Raw genomic sequence first — 25,782 nt, 5'->3', positions numbered from 1 at the left:
GAATTATTCTACAACGAACAAAGTTCGTTCGTTCTGTTTATGAAGAAAATCTAAACAGTAGGCACCATTAACGCAATTGTTTACAATGTTTTCTTCACCATACCCAATCGCCTCTATTATGTTATTTGAATTTAACCCGTTTTTTAAAAGATAGTTCTTAATAACATCAGCTCTTTCTTGTGATAGCCTTTTGTTAGACGAAGAACTACCTCTAGTATCTGTATGTGATTGTATCCTCAATTTCATTTGCGGAAAACGTAGTACAGCATCTACCACTTTCTTCAACTCATTTTCTACTTGAGCATTCAATACAGATGTACCCTTGTCAAAATAAAACTTACTTAATTTCAATACGGTCTTATCTTCTAACTGTACCATTAAATCTTCCATTTTAACAAGCCCCATATTATAGGACGTGTTTTGAATTTCTTCCATTCCCTCTTCTGAATATGTGGTAGAAAAAATAGAATAACCATCACTCATAGCTTGTATGGTCACCTGAGACTTCCACGGTATTTCTATTCTAAAGCTACCGTCATTACCTGCGATAACTTCTCTTAAAATAGCTCCTTTTTGATTTAACAATCTAACCTGAGCTCCTTTTAGACCTACTTTAGTACTAAGGTTAACCACTTTACCTCCTAAGGAAAAAGTCTTTATACCTGGTGTATTTTTAACCACAAAACCATATAGGTCATCTCTGCCTTTGCCCCCTGCTCTGTTAGAAGCAAAAAATCCTGACAATCCAGAATTTTCATCATTCTGGATGATGAACCCGAAATCATCTAATGATGAATTCATTCCTTCACCAAGGTTTACCGGAATAGTAAAAGAATCATTGGGCAATATATTAGATTTATAAATATCCATACCACCCAGCCCATAAAAAATATCAGAAGAAAAGTACAAAGTTCCGTTAAAAATATAAGGAGCAATTTCATTACCGGGAGAATTTATTCTAGGTCCCAAGTTTATAGGTGCGGACATGATCTGTCCATTATTTGTGTTCACATAATACAAATCTGTACCACCGTAACTATCGTCAAAACTTGCTGCAAAATATAGTCGTTCTGTATTATCATCAAAGAAAGGATAGTAAAAGGAAGTACTTAAATCTTTCAATATAAACCGAAAGCGATTATTTTTTGAAAATGTACCTACTGCTAATGAGTTTTTACCATTTTCGTCATATTTAAGTTCTCCTTCCTCTGCATTAGAAAGAGTATAAAAGAATGTAGCTAATTTTTCTGAAAAGTATGGCGTAGATTTATGATAGTCCGTAGCCGGAATTTCTTTAAATGCTTCAACATCTATCAGCGTATTATTTGAACCTAATCTTGCGAAATAGATATCTAAATAAGATTCACCTGTAGGTTCATATATATTTTTATTATTGCGCGCCCTACTACTACTAAATAGTATTCCGTTCTTATAAAATGCAGGTGAAAGGTCGCCTTGCGCACTATTAATAGCCAGATTACGGATGATACTATTATCTGTATCTTCTGTGATCTCTAACAAATTGTAATTAAACGCTGCATTTTCTAAAAGTTCTGGAGATAGTTTATCAGCTTTTGAATTTAGAAACGTTTTTATTCTATCTTTTTCTGAATTTTTAGAAAGACTCTGCAACATTTTATTAAATCTGTTAGCAGACATAATCGTGTCATTCTTATTCACATTTAAATAAAGCTTAGACGCATTTTTGTGATTACCTGTACTAAAATACGAATCTGCAAGGTTTAATAATTGGTGATTAGTTAAGGTATTTTTTTCCATTTCAACTCTATACGCTGCAATGGCCTTTTCGTACTGATATTCATAAAAAAGAATATCGGCCTTAGACTTTCTGTCCTGTGCCATACTTGTAAATGGTACAAAAGCTAGTAATACTATGATTAATTTGAATCTCATTTTAGTTTACTTTAAAAGAATCTAGGTGAATCAATTTGCTTAGGTTTTCCTTTAACACTCTTATCTCTATTCCCTTTAGATTTCGAAGATTCTTTTCTTCCCAAATAGAATTTGAGTATCACCTCATGAGACCCATTATTAAATTCGCCAAGTAAATTTGTATTATAATCATATGAATAACCTACAAACAAAGAGTTTGACACCTGAAAGCCAGCCAAACCACTAAAAGCATTATCTAAGCGATATGAGACACCAGCAGTAACCACATCAGCAATCAAGAAATTACTAGATAAGTTAACATTGATCGGCGAACCAGAAATAGTATTCACCAAAAATGCCGGCTTAAATTTTAAATTATCTGAAAGCTCAAAAACGTACCCCCCTATAAAATTGAACTGGAGCTTATCTTCCACAATAGATGCTACCTCATCATTATATACCCCTTCAGTCAGAAAGTTAGGAACCGAAGCTCCTAAGTACCAATCTTCTGAGTATAAGAAGGCACCTGCACCCACCGTTGGGTAAAACTTTGTAAGCATTTCATCACTAAGGTTTTCACCTGGGTTTTCAAAAGTTCCTTTAGAAAAATCAACATTTAAAAATGAACCACCGGCATCGATACCAAAAGATAATTTGGTCTCATCAGAAACCATTATTTGATATGAATAAGAAATATCCGCGTAAGTCTGCGTTGCAGGCCCTAATTCATCATTTACGATATTAATACCCAAGCCTACCTTTTCATTCTGAAAAGGTAGATTAGCACCAAAACGAAACGTTCTAGGGGCACCAGGAATATCTATCCATTGAGCTCTATATAATCCAGAAAATTCAGGATTCTCTACCGTACCAACATATGCCGGGTTAAAACTACCTATATTATACATGTACTGCGTATACTGGGGTTCTTTCTGTGAATAGGCATTAAAGCTCAACAGAAAAAATAGTTTCAAAGCAATTGTATAACTGGATATACTTAAGTTATAATCCATAATTTAGTTTATCTAATAAGCTGTATCCAACCTTTTTCCAATACCGTAGGTTGGTTATCAATACTATAATTCATGATATAAAAATAAGTTCCCTTTGGCGATTCTTTCCCTTTATAAGTACCATCCCAAACATCGCCATCATTTACTTTTTCCGTTTCAAAAACAAGGTTTCCATACCGATCGTATATTTTTATGTCGTATTGTAAATTAACTTCTGTTGACGCACCGGTAACGGGATCCGTGTAAGTTCTGTTTATCCTTAGAACTTCATTTTGATTATTTCCGTTCGGCGAGAATTGATTGAAAAGGAAACCAGGGTCCGCAGGGCTTTTCTCAATCACCTCAACCTCAACAGTAGCTTCATTGTTTTCTAAATTTCCATCCCTTGGTGTTGAACTTACAATATTTGCGGTGTTGGTATAGGTACCAACTGCTGGAACTCTAGCACTAATTATCAATGTTGCGATCTCTTCCCTATTTAGGGATGGAATATTCCAATTACCAGAAGCCTGATCATAGGTGCCGTTAAAATCTGACTCAGCCGAAACAAATTCAAATCCGTTTTCAATCAAAATCAAATCATTGACAACAATATCCGTTACCACGTCAGATTCAGAAATATTGGTAACCCGGATTATGAATTCTACCACATCACCCACTAAAGCTTTATCTGGGCGAGCCTCTTTTTCAATTTTAAGATCAACGCCTTCCGGAACCTCTGTATTTAATTCTACAGTAGCTTCATCATTCTCTGGATTATTATCTGAAGGAATAGATTCTAGCAATACGGCAGTGTTAATATAAGGGCCTTGTTCCGCTACTTTAACTGTAATAGACAGTTCTATAGAAGTACCTGCCGCAAGTTCAGGAACCGTCCAATTACCGGAAACTTCATCATAATTGGTAGCGTCTGGGGCATCTGCAGAAACAAAATCAAAACCTAATTCTAAAAGATCACCAATAACAATAGCTCTGGCTGTTCTATCCGATAAATTGGAAACCAAAATTTTAAATATAACAGTGTCTCCAATTAAAGCATCTCTATTATCAACAGATTTCAACACTTCTAAATCAATTGGATCATCACAGTTGGGCGTTGCCACAGGATCACATGGATCATCAGGGTCAGAACCGTTTTCCTGTTCTTCTACATCTGAAATTCCGTCACCATCGGTATCACAATTCCCGTTAAAACGGTTAGGAATACAGGGATTATTATTTGCAGGATCTTCTTGATCGTTTATTCCGTCATTATCAGCGTCTTCGGTATTAGAATCCAACGCATCAATAATGCCATCATCATCCTCGTCTAAAGGATTGTTGATATCATCACCAACCTCAATACCATCTTCAATACCATCATCATCAGTATCTGGGTCATTAGGATCTGTACCCAATGCTACTTCTTCACCACCTAGAAGCCCGTCATTATCATCATCAGTTTCGCAATCACTTACATTAATAGTAACTTCTGCGGTTAGGTTTTCACATGGCGCAATAGAATTGGTGGTCGTAAACCTAAAGATATAGGCACCAGAGGTAGCCCCTTCAAATTCAACAACGTTGGTAGAACTAATATCAATACCGGTTGCAGGTCCGGACACAAAAACCCAAACCCCTGGGTCAGCACCAGAAAGTCTACTGTCTAAATCTATAGCTGTAAGTCCGTTCGCAGCAACATTACAAATGGCACCATTTTGAGCAGTACCCGTAGTTGCCTGTACACCTATAGTAGCAATAACCGGTTCTCTTTCTGTACTACATCCGTTTTCGGTGGCTTCTACATAGTAGGTTGCCGTAGCGTTTAAAGAAGGAGTTGTAAATGTTTCACCCATTGCAATTGGGGTAACAGCATCTAAAGAATCATACCAATTTACAGAAGCCCCATCAGTTGGCTCAACACTTAAAAGCAATGATCCGGCACCACAACGTTCGTTATCATTGACAACAACTAATTGTGGCAGTACATTTCTAACTATCTGAACTTCTATAGTACCACTTGCACAGTCATTTGCTTCATCATAGAAAAAACCATAATAAGAAGCTGGTAAATCTACATCCTCTGCCTCTGCAACTGTTAAATGAGAATTGGTATTTAAAGGGTTAGACACTCTACTCCAAGTTAATACCGTTCCCGCGGGCGCCGTACTGCTAGTAAAATCGAATAAATTTGCGGAAAAATCATCTCCAGCTGTTTCTACACAATATACAGTTGACACGGAAGCGTCCAATACCGGTGCAGCAACACAATTATCATCATCTTGAATAGTTCCTATAGCGGATCCACCATTTGTACGCTGCACATTATTTGTTGGCACACCTAATTGCACCGTAAATGTTTCTGTATTTTCTAGAACGGCGTCGTTATTTACCGGCACGGTAATAGTTTTGGTCTCATTGGCTGTGCCCGTAAAAATTAGGGAACCATTAGTGCCTGTGTAATCCGTACCGCTACCAGTAGCCGTATTATCTATAAATGAATACGATACTGTTGTACCACCTACAACTTCTAAATCTAAAACCACATCAAACACCATCTCCCCTGCTGAATCATCTTCATTTAATGACGCATCTAAAATTGTCAGCATTGCTTGATCATTATCATCTATTTCAACGGTTGCCGTACGTGTAGGTCCAGCACCTAAAACATAACCCGTACCAGTAGCCAAGGTTAGTACAACTGTTTCTTCGCCTTCTTGAATTATATCATTAATTGGTGAAATTTCAATGTCAACCGCTTGTTCTCCATTTGGTATATTTACGGCATTTGTATTAATGGCAGTAAAATCTGTACCATTAACCGCAGTACCACTTATGGTATAGTTAATGGTCATTGTATTACCAGTATTATTAGGTACACTTAAACTAATGGTAAATTCCCCTATTGAAACCGCTGCATTACTCTCTGCCGCAGAACCATCTGACGCTATGATTTGTGCAACATTTCTATCATCACTAACTATAGTAACTATTGCATTATTGGGCGAACCAACAGCATAATCACCTCCTGGAGCAAGCGTTAATACTACAGTTTCATTATTTTCAATATCAGTATCGTTTATTGGAGTAACCGTCACCGTACCTGTACTTTGATTATTTGGAATTGAAACGGTACCTCCTAATGTGTTAAAATCATCACCTGACGTTGCAGTACCTGAAATATTATAATTAACAACTATAGCCGAACCCGTGCCATTTGTTGCTCCTAAATCTACTGTAAAGACCCCACTGCTTAAGGGATTTTCATTAGCCGTAGCACCAGTAGACGCTACAGAAACCAGAAAAGTATCGGTATCATTGATCGTAACTATATCTCGCCTAGATGCCAGGTTTCCGGTATCATAACCTGAGCCCGCCGTAAGTGTCACCTGTACTGTTTCTGCAACCTCAACATCGTTATCATCTATAGGGGTGATAATTATTGTATTATCCTGTTGACCATTTGCTATACTAACCGTGCCACTTAATGTAACAAAATCACTCCCTGACGCAGCTGAACCAGCTACAGTATAATTTACTATAATTGGACTACCCGTATTATTTACTTCATCTAAACTAACCGTTAAAATACCAGTATCGATTACCGGACTTGCCTCTGTAGCACTATCATCGGTAGCCACTATCGAAGCCCTAAACACATCATCATCTGCATTAATCACGGGAACATCAGCAACATCAGCTGCGGTCAATGCACTATAATTGACATCTAAGGAAGTTACATTCCCCGTTATAATCGAATATGAAATATCACCATCAACAATAGCATCGTCAACACCTGTCACAGTAACCAAGTTTCCAGTATCCCAATCCGCAACAGGAACAGTCACAGAAGGAAGTACGGTACCTTCATTTATATTATCGCTTGATAAAGCAATTGTTACCGGCGATTCCGGCTGTGAATCTAAAGTAACATTAAAAGTAGCCGTTGTGCCATCTTCACCCGTATTTCCGCTAATTGTGCTTACATTGACACCAGGAAAATCATCATTTACTATTGTACCTTTTGATGATGCCCCTATGATAACATTTGTATTTGTAGCGCTTACTATTTGAGCACCAAAAGTTTCATCCTCTTCTATAACATTATCATTACCTGTAGGCACCAAAAAGGTTTGTGAAACAGAGCCCTCAGGAAAACTAAATGTTTGTGCAGTATTATTATAATCTAGTGGATGAGTAATACCGGGACCACCACCAGTAGCATCTCCTCCAGAAAAATTGACGTCTACTTCATAGTCATATTGAACAGGTTCATCTGAAGTAACAGTAAAAACCAAACCAATGCCTTCATCGTTAATAGCATCACTTATACTTAAGGTTGCAAAATCATTGTCAGCGATTTCTAAAGTTGCCGTATTAGAACCTGGATTTATAATAGTAAGTCCCGAGGAAGATATTAAATCAAGCTTTATAATTTCAGTTCCTTCAATCAAATTATCGTCAAATACCGTAACGTCAATAATAAAACTCAACGTATTTGCAGGAATCACGATAGTTCCGCTAATTGATGACCTATCCCCATTAGCTGCAGAAGTACCTGCAATAGCCGTCGTCACAGATTGATCAACTAAAACTTCAACTTCAGTATCTATAATTCTTGTACTTGATAAACTAACCCTGAACGAACCAGGATTACCTCCCAATTCTCCTGCATCCGCATCTAGAACATCTAAACTTACAAATTGAGCTGAAACATTTTGAGAAAAAACTCCAAATAAAAAAAACCCAAAAACGAATAGAAACTGTTTAAATCCTATGACCTTTTTAGAATTCAATAGACTATTGTATATACTTATTTTCATAGCATTCTTTATCAAACCCTACAATTTGATTAAGGAATGACCTAAATCCATAATCAAAAATGAGGGTCTCAATAATACAAAAAAATCAAGGTAAACCGCTCAGAAACAGTTGAAAAAAGGATTTATAGGTTAAATGGTACGATAAGTGAAACAAAGGCTAAGCTATTAGCGCCGGGGCTTGCGTTGTAACGCTAGGTTCAATTTTTCTAACTAACCCCTGTAATACTTTACCAGGACCTATTTCAGTAAAAACAGTAGCACCGTCTTTTACCATTTGCTGAACACTCTGCGTCCATTTAACAGGCGCCGTCAATTGCAACATTAAATTCTTTTTGATTTCTTCTGCACTATTAATTGCCGTTGTTGGTACATTCTGATAGATTGGGCAACTAGGCGTTGAGAAAGTAGTATTTTCAATGGCCGCAGCCAACTCTTCTCTAGCAGGTTCCATTAATGGTGAATGGAAAGCTCCACCAACAGGAAGCATCAATGCACGTCTAGCCCCTGCTTCTTTTAATTTTTCACAAGCTTCTTCTACTGCAGATATTTCACCAGAAATTACCAATTGACCCGGACAGTTATAATTTGCAGCGACCACAATCCCTGAAATTTCTGCGCACACTTTTTCCACCACAGTATCTTCCAATCCTAAAACGGCAGCCATAGTCGATGGTTTAAGCTCACATGCTTTCTGCATTGCCAAAGCACGTTGCGATACTAATTTTAGTCCGTCTTCAAAGCTCAAGGTATTATTTGCCACCAATGCAGAAAACTCTCCTAAAGAATGGCCGGCAACCATATCTGGTTTAAATGTATCTCCCATCACCTTGCTTAGAATTACAGAATGTAGGAATATAGCAGGTTGGGTAACCTTGGTCTCTTTTAATCCTTCGGCAGTACCTCTGAACATTACCTCTGTAATCTCAAAGCCTAATATTTCATTTGCCTTTAAAAATAACTCTTTTGCAATAGGGTATTTTTCATATAGATCTAAACCCATTCCAACAAATTGAGCACCTTGCCCAGGAAAAACATACGCATTCATAACTTTTAATTTTGGTAGCTCAAAAGTACGTATTTTAGACAGATTGCAACAGGTAATTGGTTTTTTGAGTCAACCTTTATTCCTTAAACCAAACGGAATACATGGTATATGCTTCAGCAATTCTATTGATTTCACCAGCACTTAATTCAGGACTAATATCTTTTATTTTCTTTGCTGGCATACCGGCAAAAATACTTCCATTTGGTACATGGGTCCCTTTTGTAAGTACAGCTCCAGCAGCTATAATACTATTACTTTCCACAACACAATCATCCATTATAATACTCCCCATACCTACCAACACGTTATCATGAATAGTACATCCATGTACAATAGCATTATGCCCAATAGACACATTATTACCTATGATAGTAGGAGATTTTAAATATGTACAATGTATTACGGCACCATCTTGTACATTTACCTTATCTCCCATTTTTATGTAGTGCACATCACCGCGTAACACAGCGTTAAACCATACACTACATTGCTTACCCATACTCACTTCACCTACTATGGTTGCATTTTCAGCAATAAAACAATCTTCTCCTATAATAGGCTCCTTACCTCTAACAGCTTTTATCATTGTAATTCGTTTAATTAAAATAGGAAAGAAAATCTTTCTTTTTTGATGCGGATACCATGACCTCTTTTCCGTTGGACATTACTACGCTACCTCCCTTTCCTTTTTTATACTTTACTACCTCGTTTACGTTTACCAAAAAAGATTTATGTACACGCGCAAAAGGGTATTCCGTTAACGCTTCTTCAAAATACTTTAATGTCTTACTTACCAATATCTTCTTGTTCAACAAGTAAATTTCCGTATAATTATCATCTGCCTTACAATATAGTATTTCAGCAATATTCAATACTTGAAATCCGTCTTGCTGAGGCAATGTCAACTTCCCTTCTACTCCGTTAGATTTCGTCCTTAGCACCTCTCCTTCTAAACTTGCTTCTTTTTCCCGAACACCTTCTACATAATCTACCGCATTTACCAACTCATCTATATTAATGGGTTTTGTCAAATAATACGCGGCATGGTTGTTCAAGGCATCTTTTGCATAATGGTCATATGCGGTTACAAAAACGGTTTCAAAAGTTCTATCCGGCAACTGATCAAGTAGATCAAATGCATTACCAAAAGGCATCTCCACATCTAAAAACACTAGGTCTAGTTCATTATTTTTAATCAATACTAGCGCTTCTTTAATTGATGAAGCCTCTCCCAATAAGTTTACATTTTGGCAGTATTTACCAATATAGTTTCTTAGAATTTCTCTACTAGTTGCCTCATCTTCTACTAAAATTGCGTTTAAGCTCATTTTTCTCTTTTTAAAATAAACAGGACTTTAGTTCCCGTACCGTCTGACTGTAAATCTGAAATTTTAATATCTACTTTATCGGTATACATATCGTTTAGGATCGCCACACGTTTTTTAATGATTCCCATTCCTTTAGATTTCTGTTTCCGTTGGTTTTGGGTTTTAATCTCGGCAGATTTTTTTCTACCAATACCATTATCCGTAATAGCTATAATTATAGAATCTGCAATATTCTCCTTTATGGTAACCAACAGCTCCCCTTTTTCATCCCTATATCGCAATCCGTGCCAAATAGCGTTTTCTATATATGGCTGTAATAACATAGGCGGAATCTGAAACTTAGAAACCTGCACATTCTCATCTACACTTATTTGGTAATCAAACTTATCTTCAAAGCGAGAATGTTCTAGTTTTATATACAGCTCTAACTGTTGCAATTCCTTTTCTAAGGGAATAAAATCTTCTTCAGAATTTTCAAGAACCGAGCGCATTAATTTAGAGAAATCACTTAAATACCTGTTGGCACTACGTTCATCACTTTTAGATATAAAATTATTTACCGAATTCAACGCATTGAATATAAAATGCGGATTCATTTGAGACCGCAATGATTTTAATGCTAAAAGATTGTTTGCCAGTTTCTGTTGCTGATTACTTCGATAAAAGAAAAAAGCGGCAAGTAAGGTTAATAGGAGTCCAAATATCAGTGAGTATATCACTAATTGTTGGCGTTTATTACTTTCTTTAACTAGCTCCTGCTCTGTTAACGCAAGGTCATATTTACTTTGCGATAGTTCTCGTTCTTGTTCTAAACCTTTAAGCCTATTTTGTGCACTTGAAATTTCCCTATTAAAACGAGTTGCCCTTGAAATTTCTTGTTCTTTACGCACATACAAGGAATCTACCAATGCTACATATGTTTGATACGTATCTAAAGCTTTGGTAAAATCACCCTTCACCTTATACACTTCAGACAGTTTTCTAGTAGCATCTTTTTGCACTACCAAATCATCATCTGAGTCTGCCTCTACAATACTTTTCTCCAAAAAAGGTATAGCCTCGTTATACCTATCTTGAGAAATGTAGGCGTTTGCTATTTTATAGTTTATACGCTGAGAGGTTATCGTATCTCCAAAATCTATTTTTTTTACACCAGCATTTGGAGATTTCAGCTTTTTAAGCTCTTGAAGACTGCTTTTACGCATGTTGATCTCTTCGTTATATCGACTTTTAGTATTGTAAAAATCAGCTACTTTTTCTTTCTCTTGTAAAGCTCTTTTTGGTGCGGATTTATTGGCTAACTCTAGCGAATTACCGTAATACGCCTCAGCCTCCATAGACAAATCTCCCAACGAATATGTATCGGCAATTTTAGAATTTAAATCGATCATTTTTGATGTGATCTGGTTTTTATCTGCTATCAACAAACCCCTGTTGTAAAAGTCTAAAGCTTCCTGCGTTTTACCCTCTCCTTTTTTAGCATCGCCCATTAATTCATATAATACAACACTTTGTTGTGGCGGCATAGATTTGAAATCCAATAGTGGATATAAAAGATCAATACTTTCACTAAACCTAGAGGTTAGATTATAGGCTCTACCTAGTAATAGAGAAGTAGCTATAGTTTTATTATTTTCTAGGGCATCTTCATAATTATCAATAGCTAAATCTAATTGCTTATGGTATTGATAGATTTCGCCAAGTTTAGAAAGCGATCGTGCCAACTCTTTCTTTCGCCCTCTTTTTCCAAGAATTGAGATAGATTGGGTCACCAAATCTATACTTCTTTTAATATCCTTTGTTTTGTACTCTTCTGCAGCATCTAATAACTGCTGGTGTTTTACCGATATGTTTGGTACAGATTTAGACCTACCAATTGATGATGAATCAAAATCCTCAACCAAAATTAAAACATCATCATTCTTCTTCACATCATACCTCAGCGTTTCAATATCACCATGCTCTATAATGAGCTGATCTCCAATTCTAGTTTTTATTACAAACTCTCCAAGTGCGTTAGTTACAACAAAAACTCCCATTTGGTTTGATACTGATACACCAGAAATAGGCTCGCCCGTGTTTCTCACCTCTACCCTACCTTTTAAATTAAATTTTAAGGCATCATTATGAGTTTGCGAAAGAAGCATGTTCCAACCAAATACAAAACAAATTAATATGTAGATACTATAGTTTTTCATCTGCTAATACTACGGTAAACTTAGCTGAATATTGTGGTATTAAAAAATGACAAATACGCATAATAGCTATTTTAAACTCGTTATAATATAAGTTCACAAACTCTACATACCACTTTACTAAGTTGAAAAGCACGTTTACTCATTAACGTTATTACAAGAAATACTTTGCCCTTAGTTTGGCTATGATTTTAAAACGAAAATGATGAAAACATTTAAACAACTTGGATCAATAGGCATAGCATTACTAACATTATCTACCATATATGCATGTAATACAAATGAAAAGAAAAAGCCTATTGAACTAATTGCACACGCAATAGACACTAAAGAGTTGAAAAAAGCTAATATTGTACAAATAGCATTATTGTTGGATACTAGCAATAGTATGGACGGTTTAATAAACCAAGCTAAATCTCAACTATGGGATATTGTAAACGAATTTAGTTATGCCAAATGTGGTAATGACGCCAGGCCAGAATTACAAATAGCGCTGTACCAATATGGAAATGACAACCTTTCTGCCAAGGAAGGATACATACAACAAGTATTAGGTTTTAGTAGCGATTTAGATGAAATATCTGAAAAGCTATTTTCTTTGACAACCAATGGCGGTGAAGAATATTGTGGTAAAGTGCTACAAACCTCACTACATCAATTACCGTGGAATAAAAATCCTGATTTACTTCGTATGATTTTTATTGCAGGTAACGAACCTTTTACTCAGGGTAGATATAATTACAAAACTGCATTGGCAAATGCAAATGAGAAAGATGTTGTAGTAAATACTATTTTCTGTGGAAATTATGAACTAGGTATCAATACCGAGTGGAAAAATGGGGCATCATTGTCTGGTGGGGAGTATATAGCTATCGACCATAATAAAAAGACAGTGCATATAGAAACACCCTATGACGACATCATTATCAAATTAAACTCTAAATTAAACACCACGTACGTTTCCTACGGATCAATGGGTGAATCAAAGATTATCGCACAAGAAGTACAAGACAGCAATGCGTTAGAGATGGAAGAAGCGGTTGCCGTTAAAAGAGCGGTTAGTAAAAGTTCAAGACTGTATAATAACAAGAAATGGGATTTAGTAGATGCGTTTGATGATGCCGAATTTGAAATAAGTTCTGTGGAAAACGATGAATTACCAGAAGAGTTACAAGATAAAAACGAAAGCGAAATAAAAATGTATGTTGAACTAAAAAAGAATGAAAGGGAAAATATTCAAAAAGAAATACAAGAATATAACAAGAAACGATTGGCTTACATTGCTGAACATGAAACGAGTGAAAAGTCGGGCGAATTGGAAAACGCCATGATCAAGGCGATAAAAAAGCAAGCTTCAACAAAAAATTATAGCTGGGAATAAATTGAACTAACAAAAGGTCTGCTACTATAAGTACAGGCCTTTATATTTAATTTGCAGCTGGGCAGTAACAATCATACTTACGCTCCGTTTGTCCAAAATCATACCCTAACGTAATTTGATGAAAACCTCCGTTATCAAAACGGTAATCGTTCATTTGGTATGAGTAGTTATATGAAACCATAAAGTTATTGAAATTAGCACCAACAATCGGGGTAACCAGCTGCAAGCGTTGTTCTCCAAAAGAAGCACCATCTTGAAACTGCGCTCCTTCAAAACTTCGTCTATAGGATAGTCCGCCCCAAATACGTCCAAAATCTACATCCTTGTACACTTTAGCGTTGATATCCATGCTTTTTTCCTTTGTAAATTCTGTTAATTGAAAAAGTATAGAAGGCTCAAATTGCCATTCACTTCTACCAAAAACGTAGCCTGCGGATATTAAAAATCTTCTAATATTATCAATAACCAACTCATCTGGGTTATCATCTCTATCTCTATAATATACATTTCGTTTACTACCGGTAAGTACATTGGTAACCGCAAAATGGGTATAAAATTCCTGAAAGTTATAAGAAACCCCAATATCAACATTAGAATAAGAAGAGCTTAATTTTATACCAGAAACCGCTGGATCCGGCATAGCCGACCTAAACTCGGTCTCATCTAAACTACTTTGCAAAATTGTGGCACTTAAGCCAAAGGAAAGTTGATTTAAAATCCTCACATCTTTACTACCTATTCTTAAATGGTGGGCATATGTCAACTTTAATCCTGATTGCGAATGGTATCCATTGGCATCATTAAATATAATTGCACCAATACCACTTGGAGAATCTCCTAATCTAAAATGTGCATTTATGGTCTGTAAACTTGGGGCATCATCAACATCAAACCATTGTTTTCTAGCAGTAGCCCTAATTTTCCCTCCTTCGCCAATTCCCGCCATAGATGGAAAAACTAAATAATAGTTATCAGATAAATAATCAAAGTATACAGGAATACCTTCTTGTGCAGTAGATTTTAATCCAATCATTAGCACGGTAAACAATACAAGTATGTGGTATCTCATCTTGGGACTTTAAAACTAAGGTTTAGTTTCACTAATATAAAGTGTATAACGAGTTAACCTCAACATTATTATGTTGGGGCAAAGTAAGATTTCCTTCGTATTTTTGCATAAAATTATTGAGAGATGAAAGAGTATTCCATTACGGTTGTAAAGACCAATAACCCAAATATATTAAAGTTTGAAACTAATCATATCTTAGTTCAACGAAAGAATTACGAATTCAAGAATATTGACGATGCCAAAAATTCCCCTTTAGCACAGCAATTATTTCATCTGCCATTTATTAAAACAGTATACATTTCTGGTGATTTTATTGGGCTTGAACGTTATGACATTGTACAGTGGGAAGATGTAAAAGATGAAGTTGCCCAACAGTTGGTTGAGTATTTAAATGCCGGCGAGCCTATAGTTTTAGAAGAAGACATGGACAAACCGGTACCGGTAACCGTTTATGCAGAGGTTACCCCTAACCCTGCTACTATGAAATTTGTAGCGAGCAAGAAAATAGTAGCATCAGCTTTCGAGTTTAAGAATATTGATGAAGCAAGAGATTCTAAATTGGCTACGGAGTTATTTCAGTTTCCGTTTGTAAAGCAAGTTTTTATTGATGAGAATTACGTCTCTGTTTCTAAATTTGAAGTTGCAGAGTGGGATGATATTACCATTGAATTACGTGAAGTAATTAGAAATTTCATTGCTGACGGCAAGGAGATTGTAGCAGATAATGCCAAAGCCATTGGTAAAGAGGCACAGGTTTCAGAAACAGTTTCTGCCGAGAATACAATAGAACTTGACGAAACATCTCAAGAAATCGTTGATATTTTAGAAGAATACGTAAAACCGGCAGTAGCTAGTGACGGTGGCAATATTATGTTTCAATCTTATGACGCTGATACCAGAACGGTAAGTGTTATATTACAAGGTGCATGTAGTGGTTGTCCTTCTTCAACTTTTACACTAAAAAACGGAATAGAAACCATGCTAAAAAACATGATGGGAGAAAAGATCAATGAGGTAGTTGCGTTAAACGGCTAATTTATCAATGTATTGAACTAAACTTTGTTTCACGTTTTTGTATCTTAACATAAACTAATAAAAACATATAATTATGGCAGTTTTAAAAGTAATTGAAATATTAGCAAATTCTGATAACGGATGGGAAGACGCCGCTAAAAAAGCCGTGGCAGAAGCATCTAAATCGGTAAAGAATATAAAATCGGTTTATATCAACGAACAAAGTGCTACCGTTGAAGACGGAAAAATTAAAAATTATAGAGTGAATGTAAAAATCACTTTTGAAGTGAATTAGCAATTACCTTACAGGATTTAAAGCGCCATAAGGCGCTTTTTTTTGTTATAAAAATAAATTATACGCCATGCCCACTGAACAGAAGCACACTAACAATCTAATAAAGGAAAGTAGTCCGTATTTACTACAACACGCACATAACCCTGTAAATTGGGAAGCTTGGAACGATGATGCTTTACTAAAAGCTAAAGAAAAAAACAAGCTTATTCTTATTAGTATTGGATACGCCGCTTGTCACTGGTGCCATGTTATGGAGCATGAGTGTTTTGAAGATGAAGAAGTTGCAAAAACCATGAATGCCCATTTTATAAACATTAAAGTAGACAGGGAAGAAAGACCTGATATTGACCATATTTATATGGATGCCTTACAAATGATGACCGGTAGTGGCGGTTGGCCATTGAATATTCTTGCATTACCTGACGGTAGGCCTTTCTGGGGAGCAACATTTGTAAAAAAACAAGAATGGATACAAGTATTGAATCAACTTCAACAATTATATATTGAAGACCCAAAAAAAATAATTGGTTATGCTGAGAACATGGCAACCGGACTAAAAGAAATAAATACCATAACCTCAGGCGAAAATCAAGATTTAATTCAAGATTCAGAAATTGAAGTCATGGTTGCAGAATGGTCTAAATATTTTGACACCTTTTTAGGTGGTTATAAACGGGCTCCAAAATTTATGATGCCTACCAACCTCAACTTTTTACAATACTTTTCTCACGCAAAACAGGACAATACTATTAATGAATATGTGAATACCACCTTAACCAGAATGGCCTGGGGAGGCATATTCGATCATATTGGTGGCGGGTTCTCTAGGTATTCCGTGGACACCAAGTGGCATGTTCCCCATTTTGAAAAGATGCTTTATGATAATGGGTTATTAATAAGCTTATATGCAAAAGCATATGCCGCTACTAAAAATGACCTTTACAAAAGTGTCGTAGAAAAAAGTATTACCTTTTTAGAAGAAGAACTATTAGATAAGAGCAACGGACTCTATTCTTCTTTAGATGCAGATAGTTTAACTCCGGACCATAAATTAGAAGAAGGTGCTTTTTATGTGTGGCAAGAGGATCAGCTGAAAGCTATTTTACAAACTAACTACCCAATATTTGCCGATTATTTTAACATTAATTCTTATGGCTTATGGGAAGAAGGGAACTATGTATTGATCAGGGATGGAGAGGCATTGGATATTGCCATGAAGCACTCTATCACGAAAATAGAATTGCAAGACATAATTTCTAAGTGCCTTTCATTATTAAAAGCTGAGAGAGCCAAAAGAAACAAACCAAGATTAGATGATAAAATTTTAACCTCTTGGAACGGACTAGCCTTAAAAGGACTTACCGATGCTTACAGATATTTAGAAGAAGATAAATATTTAACGCTCGCCATAAAAAATGCAGATTTCATTTTAAATCAAATGACCGCTGAAGATGGTGGTTTGTATCGTAATTTCAAAAATGGAAAAAGCACTATTCATGGTTTTCTAGAAGATTACGCGGCTATAATAGATGGGCTAATTAGCTTATATGAGGTTTCCTTTAACGAGAAATGGTTAAACCATAGTTTCCAGTTAACAGAATATGTCATTAAAAATTTCTCAGATGGTGAAACCGGACTATTCTTTTTTACATCTAATAAAGAGGATAAACTTATTAGAAAGACATTGGAAGTTGCAGACAATGTTATTCCTTCTTCTAACTCAATGATGGCTCATAATTTACATAAACTTTCAAAGTATTTTCCTGAAGATAATTTTGAAGGTCGCTTAGATCAAATGATGAAAACTATGAAACCATTGATTACCGAAAATCCACAAAATCATGCCAATTGGCTTCAATTGACACAGCTAATGAGCGAAAATTTCTTTGAAGTGGTCGTTATCGGTGAAAACTTTGAACTCATTTGCAAAACCCTCATGAAAAACTATTTGCCAAACGCTATATTTGCTGCTTCAAATGCTAAAAATAGCAACTTACCTTTACTAATGAATAGGTATGTAATGAACAAAACGCTTATCTACGTTTGCAATCACGGTAGTTGTCAAATGCCCGTAGAAGAAACATCAAAAGCCTTGGATCTTATTACTTCAAATGATTAGCAAAATCATGACCTAACAGGTCTATCTAGCCAGAAAGGTATATTTAAGTTAAACCCCTATAAAACAAAAATTATTTTATGGACGAGATTACAAATATTAAAGAACATGCAGACAAAGCAATAGAATGGATATGGGCAGCATTGCCCCATTTATTGTGGGCTATTTTCACCCTGTTAATTGGTATCTATATTATTAGAGTAGTCAACAGACTTGTTCGTAAATTCTTCTCTAAAAAAGATTATGATCAAGCACTGGAAACATTTTTGCAAAGTTTTATAAGTATTGCTTTAAAAATCATTTTATTCATATTGGTAATAACCCAATTAGGAGTTCAAACTTCTTCCCTAGTAGCTATATTAGCTTCAGCAGGATTAGCTATAGGCTTAGCATTACAAGGTTCTTTAGCAAATTTTGCCGGCGGTGTTCTAATCCTATTATTCAAGCCATTTAAAATTGGAGATTGGATTTCTGCTCAAGGTGTTAGTGGATCCGTTAAGGAAATTTCTATTTTCACTACCAAACTAAATACTTTTGAGAACCAAATTGCTATTGTACCCAACGGTAAATTATCAAATGATAATATCGTAAACTATAATGGCGAAGGCACAAGACGAGAAAATTTTGTAGTGGGTATTGGGTATAACTCTAACATTAAAAAAGCAAAAGAGATTCTTCTTCAAATTTGTGCAGATAATGAGAAAATTGCTACAACTCCCGCTCCGCAGGTATATGTTGGAAATTTAGGTGATAGCGCTGTAGACATTTCATTAAGATGGTGGGCCAGTAACGATAACTTTTGGCCTGCACACTTTTACCTTCGTGAAGAAACAAAAAAACGTTTTGATGAAGCAGGAATTGAAATTCCGTTTCCACAAAGAGTTATTACACAGGTACAAAGTTAAACTACCATGTAATTTTACAAAAAGAGGTCCTTATCATATAAGGACCTCTTTTTATATCTAGACTTTTATTGGCCTATTGATATCCAAGAGCTTCAACGTTTTTCTAGAAATATTAATTATGTTTTTAATTCTTTCCTGGCTTACCCTAAGTTACTTTTCGGTTTTGTTTTCTTAGTTTGAAGCACAAAATCTTTTAAATAGTAAGGCTCAAAATAAGCTACATCTTCAAAATCAGAAGCATTAAATTTATCTGATGAAATAGCTGCCATCTCTTTTGCAGAAGGGACTATTTCACAATGGTAAGTAATAGATTTCAAAGGAAAAACTTCTTTAATTTTCTCGGCACCACTACCTATAAAATGAATATGTTTTGTATTGATATATTCTTGAAAAGACCGCTCATCAATTATTTCTGCTTTTGTCTCTCTTACTTCATTGAGTGCTGCATCAAAAACTGATGAATATACCTCCATACGTCTAGCATCTAAAACCGGAATCAAAACCTCATCTTGTTTGGCTTTAACTTGGGACGCCATACTCTTCAATGTAGAAATCGAAATCAACGGGATACCTAATGCATAACACAAGCCTTTTGCTGCGGAAACACCTATTCTTAACCCTGTATAGGAACCCGGTCCTTTACTAACCGCTACAGCCTCTAAATCCTCCATTTTCAAGGAGGCTTCTTGCATTACCTCTTCAATGAACACATGCAATTTCTCTGCATGCGAATAGTTCACGGAATTCAATTCTTTCATTGCAAGGATTTCGCCATTTTTAGCAACACTTACCGAACAATTTGTTGATGATGTTTCTAGATTTAATACTATACCCATAATACAAAGGTATTACTTACTGTAAAATGAAAAAGCCTGTACACACGAAAATGTTACAGGCTTTAGAATTTAATTTTCTTTTTTACTATTCTAGTGAAATAGGAATTCCAAAGTAAAATTCTAATATTTTTAATCTGAATATATAATTATATTTTGTCCTGATTACTTCTGCTTCGGCATTATCAACTCTAGATTGTGCCTGACTAAAATCGAACGAATTCATTAACCCTACATCAAATTTCTCTTTTGAATATTGATATGCAAGGCTTCTAGCCTCCAATGTTTTTTGAGCAGCTTCATATGCCTTGTAAAAACTAGTAACATCTACATAAGCCTGGTTAACATCGGTCTCTAATTGTAGTTTTGTCTTTTCAAATTCAATACGAGCCCTATCAACACTAATTTGTGATCTTTTAATATTATTTCTTACACTCCAACCATTAAATATTGGAATGCTCATTTGTGCACCATAAGAAATACCATCATTGATATATAACTGATCCTTAAATGGAATTGGCTCGCCAGTAAATGGGTCATTATTCTGATCTGAATATCTTGTGTTATAATTTATAAAAGCCCCTACAGTAGGGTATTTAGCCCCTTTGGAAATCTCCAAGTCTTTCTGAGCCAGTTCAACTCCAGACAACGCAAATTTAATATCATTTCTAAACGTCAGAGCAGTATCAAAAATAATCTTGGCAGAGTTGTCCAAAATATTGGAAGGCGGAATATCGAATTCTTCTTCGGCTATTTCAAAATTCTCATAATCGGTAATACTTAATAACTGTGCTAAATTAAGCTTAGAAATCAATATTAAATTTTGAGAATTTATAATTTGTTGTTCTTGACCTGCCGCAGTAGCCTCTAATTCTAATAAATCGCCACGGGCCACAACACCAGATTCCACAAGTTCTTTAGTTTTTTTCAAATCTTGCTCGGTAACCGCCAATTGTGCTTTAAAAACTTTTAGAGACTCTTTATTTGACAACACCTGCAAATAAGCATTTGCCACATTCAATTTAATATCATCTTTTATATCATCTAAGCGGTACTGATTGGCAATTGCGCTTAATTTAGCTCTTTCAATACGATTATAATTTCGTAAGCCGTCAAACAAAGTTATAGAAGATGACATACTCCCTGAAGCTGAAAATATAGTTGCAGAAACTAAATTATTGGTCGTGGGATCTAATGCAAGTCCGGTATTAGCAGAAGCGCTAATGGAACTGCTAAGATTAGGTAATAATGCACCTACAGCATCAGATTTATCAATTTTAGCATTCTCTAAATCCAATTCAAATTGCTCTACCGTAAGGTTATTTTCAACAGCGTAATACACACACTCTTCTAGCGTCCATTTTTTTTGCTGCGCCATACCCAGTACAACAGAACATAATAGTAGTAATCCTGTGATTTTTACTTTCATTTTACTCTTTTTTAAACCAACCTATAACCTAGGTTGAACGATTCGTTTTTTGATATGATTGATTATTCTTAATCCTCATTAGGACCATTATCTTCACTCTTGGCTTCTAGCTTGTTCCAGATTTTTATTTTCGCATTTTCATCTATCCCAGAAACAATTTCCACATCAATACCATCACTTACACCAAGTATAAGTTCTTTCTTTTCAAACTCATTCTCTCCAGTTTCCACCTCAACATATGGCTTATTGGTTTCTTTATCGAACTGTAACAATGCTTCTTTGATAGAAAGCACATCTTTCTTCTCTTCTAGAACAATAGCCGCATTTGCGCTATAACCGGCTCTTATATTAGTACTGTCAGATACTACTAAATCTCCCTCTATTTTAAACTGAACCGCACCTTCTTCCTCTACACCTTTAGGCGCAATGAACTTTAAATTAGCATTAAACTTTTCATCTTGCAAAGCACCCATGCTAATTTCTAAAGGCATACCCACTTTAAGCTTCCCTACTTCGGCTTCATCAACTTCACCTTCAAAAATCATTTTGGACATATCTGCAATAAAGGCAATTGTAGTACCGTCATTGAAATTATTACTTTCAATAACCTGATCACCAACCTCTACGGGGATCTCCAATAAGGTACCGGTTACCGTAGCCCTAATGTTTGTATTGGCACTTGACGAACCGCCAGCAGAACCTACTCTAATAATCTGATAATCTGCCTGCGCATTCTGTAGTTCTTGTGTAGCTTGATCAAATCGTAATTGCAAAGCATTAAAATCTTGACTAGAGATCACCCCTTTATCAAAAAGCGTTTTATTACGATCATATTCAATTTTTGTATTGTTTAAAGAAATTTTAGCATTGTTTACCCGTCCACGTGCCTGGTTTAAGGACTGCTCATTAGGCACTACTTTTATAGTAGCTATCAAGTCTCCAGCTTTTACCTGTACACCTTCTTCTAAATATACCTTTTGTATAATACCGGAAATTTGAGGTTTGATCTCAATTTCATCTTGTGGAATTACCTTTCCGGTAACTACCACTTTATTGGTAATATCTCGTTTTTCTACGGTCTCCGTTTCATATGTTTTTAAAGGAGTGCTATTCTTCTTTAAAAAATAGACAACTGCAGCCAGTATCCCTATTACTGCTATTCCTATTAATACGTACTTTACATACTTGTTCATGCTCAACTATTTGATTGTTATTTATTTCTTGTTGTATAATCTGTTACTCTTCCCTTAAGGCATCAATTGGTTTTATTCTAACGGCCCTATTTGCCGGTATCAATCCAATTAATACACTGAGGCCTACCATTAAAATAAAGGAACCTAAAAATTGTGGTATATTAATCATAAGGTTATAAAATGGCATATCGCTATTTTCGCCAATCATATTATTTGCTATTGCCAAAAAACCTACTGCGATGGCAAAACCTACAAAGCCCGCAAATACCGTAATTACGATCGATTCTAGTACAATTTGTCTTTTTACAACTTTAGGTGTGGCACCTAAGGCACGTCTGATCCCAATTTCTTTAGTTCGTTCTTTTACGGTGATTAAAAGAATATTACTAATAGCTATAACACCAGCAAGCAATGTTAAAATACCAACAAAGAAAGACACCCCTTGCAAAACCCCTGTAAATGCCGATACGTTATTAAAAACCTCAGACATGTCAAAACTACCAATAGCGCGTTCATCTATAGGGTTGATATCATATTTGTTCTTCAACAAACGTTTAATCTGACTTTCTACTACGGGAACCTTGGTATCCGATTGTACCGAAATGGCCATCCACCCCATTCTATCACCTGATCCAAATGCTTTTTGAAATGTTGAAAAAGGAATATAAACTGAATTCTCTCCGTCTATATTAATGTTTTGGTTAGGTTTATATATCCCAACGATATTAAAAAATACACCGTTAATACGAACATCTTCACCAATGGCATTTTCTCCTTTTTCAAATAGAAGCTTATAGGTTTCCTCACCAATGACACAGACCTTTTTAGACTTGGTCATATCATTCTCATTAAGAAACCTACCTTCTACCAGTTTCTTTTTCATGATATCATCAATATTGGGATAATCCCCATACACTGCTGAACCGCTAGTTAACCCTTTTCTGTAGACAGTAACCACACCTCTATGACTACCTAATTCAATTCTTGGAGCAAGAACTTCTATTTCCGGAATCTGTTCTTTAAGAATAGTAGCGTCTTCAAGTTTAAATTGAATTCTTCTCCCTCTTTCAAACCCTTTATACGGTTCTGAAGTACTTTGGCTCCACACAAATAGACTGTTAGAAGCTGTACCTGCAAATATTTTTTGAAAACCGTTGCTCATTCCATTTGCACCACCTAAAAGCAATACAAGAATTATCATGGCAATAATAACCCCCAGCATTGTCAAAAATGTGCGAAATAAGTTTTTACCTAATGTGGCAAAAATCTCTGACCATAAATCTCTATCAAATATCCACATATTATTTATCGCTTAATGCTACAATTGGTTTAACTCTTGATGCTTTCATTGCCGGAATCAACCCTGCTAAAACGCCTGCTACGACCAAAATTACAGTAGCAGTCACTACCATTGACATACTCACGGACGGATTTGCAAAAGCTGCTGTTTTAATACTAGGTCCTATAGCCGCCAATAGCCCTGTTGCAATTCCCAAGCCTATAAACCCAGATAAGGCCGTTATAAACACAGACTCGAACAATACTAATTTAATAATGGACCATGGCTCTGCGCCTAATGCCTTACGCACACCAATTTCCTTTGTTCGTTCCTTAATGATAAACACCATAATATTACCGATACCTACAATACCTGATAATAAGATTAGAAGTCCTACTATTATTACTGCGATATCCAAACCACCCGTAAAATTGCTGATATCTTCAAAAACCTCTGCATAATTAAATATTCTTATTCCTGCTTGATCCTGAGGAGCTACCTTAAAGCGCCTTTTAAAAACATTTTCCAACCTTTCTGAAAATGCTAGTGCCTCCGTTAAATCATAATTAGGATTGTACGTTAAAGCAATCTGATTAATGTGATCGGTTTGACCGTACATTCTTTGGTAGGTACTGGTTGGCGCATAAATGTTACGTTCCGCGTTATCATCACCATCGTCCGTAAAAGTACCAATGACTCTAAACGGTAATCCGTTAAACTCAACAAACTTGCCTATAGCATCTTCATTTTTGAACAGATCCTCTTCAACTTTTCTCCCAATGACGGCAACTTTAGAAGCGTTGATCAAATCATTTGTATTGATGAACCTTCCCTTATTAACAATGGTTTTCTCAATAGCCTGGTGATCAGGATAAACCGCCTGAACCGTATAGCTACCTGTCTCACTTTTATAACGCGCCGATGTATTTCTGTATACTCTGGGGCTTATATACTCTATATCGTTAGGAAAACTTCTTTTAATATATTCTATATCATCATTTGTAAGTTGAATTCTTCTACCAGCTTCAAATCCGCCGTAGGCCAATGAGGTTGTACCTGTTCTCACAAAAATAGAATTGGTAGCGTCATCATTAAACTGCAGTGTGAATCCGTTTTGCATACCCTTTACCGAAGCTAAGAGTAATACCAAAATGAAAATTCCCCAACCAACTGAAAATCCGGTAAGAAAAGTTCTAAGTTTATTATTTCTTATACTATGGTAGATTTCTTGCCAGATGTCTCTATCAAACATATTGCTCGGCTCTTACTTGTTCTATTTTCTTATCTTCAATAATAACCCCATCCTTTAAGTGCACAATACGTTTACACATGTCTGCAATGTCTGGCTCATGGGTTACAATTAATATGGTATTTCCCGCATCGTTAATTTTCTGAATCAAGTCCATCACTTCATACGAAGTCTTACTATCTAATGCACCTGTAGGCTCATCGGCAAGTAATACTTTTGGTTCAGCAGCTAATGCCCTAGCTATAGCAACACGTTGTTTTTGACCACCAGAAAGTTCGCTAGGCAAATGACCTGCCCATTCTTTAAGCCCCACCTGTTCTAAATATTTTAAAGCTTTTTCTTGACGTTCTTTTCTTGGTACTTTTTGGTAGTACAACGGCAGGGCAACATTCTCTGCAGCACTCTTATAATTAATAAGGTTGAACGATTGAAAAACAAAACCTAAAAACTTATTTCTATATCTAGCAGCTTTGGTTTCATTTAAATCTTTGATCGGAACATTGTCTAAAATATACGCTCCAGAATCAGAGCTATCCAACATTCCTAAAATATTTAACAAGGTAGATTTTCCCGAGCCAGAAGAACCCATGATAGCTACCAGCTCACCTTCTTCAACATTAAAATTTATTCCTTTAAGAACGTGAAGCGAATTCTTGCCCATTTTATAGGACTTGTGAAGATCTTTAATTTGAATCATATAGGTTGTTGTTTTGAACAATTTTACACTGCCTATTCATTAGACT

19 protein-coding genes are annotated in these 25,782 nt (G+C 35.7%); 5 read left to right on the top strand and 14 right to left on the bottom strand.

What is annotated here, in order from left to right:
• Positions 1 to 3: 3 nt before the first annotated feature.
• From BW936_RS05730 to BW936_RS05700, 7 genes are all read right to left on the bottom strand, one after another.
• Positions 4 to 1,914 carry an OmpA family protein gene (locus BW936_RS05730; RefSeq protein ID WP_076547326.1) on the bottom strand — a complete coding sequence of 637 codons (1,911 nt, stop codon included), beginning with the start codon at positions 1,912 to 1,914 and terminating at the stop codon, positions 4 to 6.
• A gap of 11 nt (positions 1,915 to 1,925) precedes the next feature.
• Complete coding sequence (locus BW936_RS05725) at positions 1,926 to 2,867, bottom strand: PorP/SprF family type IX secretion system membrane protein (RefSeq protein ID WP_244156169.1); 942 nt, start codon at positions 2,865 to 2,867, stop codon at positions 1,926 to 1,928.
• 47 nt (positions 2,868 to 2,914) lie between these two features.
• On the bottom strand, positions 2,915 to 7,708 hold the full coding sequence (locus tag BW936_RS05720) for a Calx-beta domain-containing protein (RefSeq protein WP_076547324.1): 4,794 nt from the start codon (positions 7,706 to 7,708) through the stop codon (positions 2,915 to 2,917).
• A 157-nt stretch (positions 7,709 to 7,865) separates the two neighbouring features.
• Positions 7,866 to 8,753 carry an ACP S-malonyltransferase gene (fabD, locus tag BW936_RS05715; protein ID WP_076547323.1) on the bottom strand — a complete coding sequence of 296 codons (888 nt, stop codon included), beginning with the start codon at positions 8,751 to 8,753 and terminating at the stop codon, positions 7,866 to 7,868.
• A 76-nt stretch (positions 8,754 to 8,829) separates the two neighbouring features.
• Positions 8,830 to 9,339: a gamma carbonic anhydrase family protein gene (locus BW936_RS05710; protein WP_076547322.1), complete on the bottom strand. Its 510-nt coding sequence runs from the start codon at positions 9,337 to 9,339 to the stop codon at positions 8,830 to 8,832.
• A gap of 10 nt (positions 9,340 to 9,349) precedes the next feature.
• Positions 9,350 to 10,081: a LytR/AlgR family response regulator transcription factor gene (locus BW936_RS05705; protein WP_076547321.1), complete on the bottom strand. Its 732-nt coding sequence runs from the start codon at positions 10,079 to 10,081 to the stop codon at positions 9,350 to 9,352.
• Positions 10,078 to 12,279, bottom strand: coding sequence for a histidine kinase (locus BW936_RS05700; protein ID WP_076547320.1), 2,202 nt, complete (start codon positions 12,277 to 12,279; stop codon positions 10,078 to 10,080). The genes BW936_RS05705 and BW936_RS05700 overlap by 4 nt, the downstream gene beginning before the upstream one ends.
• A gap of 202 nt (positions 12,280 to 12,481) precedes the next feature.
• Between BW936_RS05700 and BW936_RS05695 the strand changes: the two genes are divergently transcribed.
• Positions 12,482 to 13,657: a vWA domain-containing protein gene (locus tag BW936_RS05695; RefSeq protein WP_076547319.1), complete on the top strand. Its 1,176-nt coding sequence runs from the start codon at positions 12,482 to 12,484 to the stop codon at positions 13,655 to 13,657.
• Positions 13,658 to 13,703: 46 nt separating this feature from the next.
• Here the strand turns inward: BW936_RS05695 and BW936_RS05690 are convergent, their stop codons facing one another.
• The gene (locus BW936_RS05690; RefSeq protein WP_076547318.1) at positions 13,704 to 14,726 is read right to left on the bottom strand and encodes a PorP/SprF family type IX secretion system membrane protein; all 1,023 of its coding nucleotides are present in this window, start codon (positions 14,724 to 14,726) and stop codon (positions 13,704 to 13,706) included.
• Positions 14,727 to 14,849: 123 nt separating this feature from the next.
• Here BW936_RS05690 and BW936_RS05685 point away from each other — a divergent pair, with 123 nt between their 5' ends.
• The 4 genes from BW936_RS05685 to BW936_RS05670 all read left to right on the top strand — a co-directional run bounded on the left by BW936_RS05685 (position 14,850) and on the right by BW936_RS05670 (position 19,056).
• Positions 14,850 to 15,761: a NifU family protein gene (locus tag BW936_RS05685; protein WP_076547317.1), complete on the top strand. Its 912-nt coding sequence runs from the start codon at positions 14,850 to 14,852 to the stop codon at positions 15,759 to 15,761.
• 73 nt (positions 15,762 to 15,834) lie between these two features.
• The gene (locus BW936_RS05680; protein WP_076547316.1) at positions 15,835 to 16,035 is read left to right on the top strand and encodes a dodecin family protein; all 201 of its coding nucleotides are present in this window, start codon (positions 15,835 to 15,837) and stop codon (positions 16,033 to 16,035) included.
• Between the two features lie 67 nt (positions 16,036 to 16,102).
• Positions 16,103 to 18,154: a thioredoxin domain-containing protein gene (locus tag BW936_RS05675; RefSeq protein WP_076547315.1), complete on the top strand. Its 2,052-nt coding sequence runs from the start codon at positions 16,103 to 16,105 to the stop codon at positions 18,152 to 18,154.
• A 77-nt stretch (positions 18,155 to 18,231) separates the two neighbouring features.
• Entirely contained in the window at positions 18,232 to 19,056 is an 825-nt protein-coding gene (locus BW936_RS05670) for a mechanosensitive ion channel family protein (protein WP_076547314.1), read from the top strand.
• A 140-nt stretch (positions 19,057 to 19,196) separates the two neighbouring features.
• On the opposite strand, the gene tsaB is transcribed toward BW936_RS05670, so the two are convergent.
• The 6 genes from tsaB to BW936_RS05640 all read right to left on the bottom strand — a co-directional run bounded on the left by tsaB (position 19,197) and on the right by BW936_RS05640 (position 25,736).
• Positions 19,197 to 19,892, bottom strand: a complete 696-nt coding sequence (gene tsaB / locus BW936_RS05665; RefSeq protein ID WP_076547313.1) for a tRNA (adenosine(37)-N6)-threonylcarbamoyltransferase complex dimerization subunit type 1 TsaB — start codon at positions 19,890 to 19,892, stop codon at positions 19,197 to 19,199.
• A gap of 85 nt (positions 19,893 to 19,977) precedes the next feature.
• Positions 19,978 to 21,318, bottom strand: coding sequence for a TolC family protein (locus tag BW936_RS05660; RefSeq protein WP_076547312.1), 1,341 nt, complete (start codon positions 21,316 to 21,318; stop codon positions 19,978 to 19,980).
• Between the two features lie 68 nt (positions 21,319 to 21,386).
• Positions 21,387 to 22,511, bottom strand: a complete 1,125-nt coding sequence (locus tag BW936_RS05655) for an efflux RND transporter periplasmic adaptor subunit (RefSeq protein WP_076547311.1) — start codon at positions 22,509 to 22,511, stop codon at positions 21,387 to 21,389.
• A gap of 43 nt (positions 22,512 to 22,554) precedes the next feature.
• Positions 22,555 to 23,811, bottom strand: coding sequence for an ABC transporter permease (locus tag BW936_RS05650; protein ID WP_076547310.1), 1,257 nt, complete (start codon positions 23,809 to 23,811; stop codon positions 22,555 to 22,557).
• A gap of 1 nt (position 23,812) precedes the next feature.
• A complete protein-coding gene (locus BW936_RS05645) occupies positions 23,813 to 25,042 on the bottom strand; it encodes an ABC transporter permease (protein WP_076547309.1) in 1,230 nt (409 codons plus the stop codon).
• On the bottom strand, positions 25,035 to 25,736 hold the full coding sequence (locus BW936_RS05640) for an ABC transporter ATP-binding protein (protein ID WP_076547308.1): 702 nt from the start codon (positions 25,734 to 25,736) through the stop codon (positions 25,035 to 25,037). The genes BW936_RS05645 and BW936_RS05640 overlap by 8 nt, the downstream gene beginning before the upstream one ends.
• Positions 25,737 to 25,782: the final 46 nt, after the last annotated feature.

Origin of the sequence: Maribacter ulvicola, from assembly GCF_900155985.1 — a bacterium.
Classification (GTDB): domain Bacteria; phylum Bacteroidota; class Bacteroidia; order Flavobacteriales; family Flavobacteriaceae; genus Maribacter; species Maribacter ulvicola.
The sequence above is the reverse complement of the archived record's forward strand: the minus strand, read 5'-3'. Positions and strand labels throughout refer to the sequence as shown.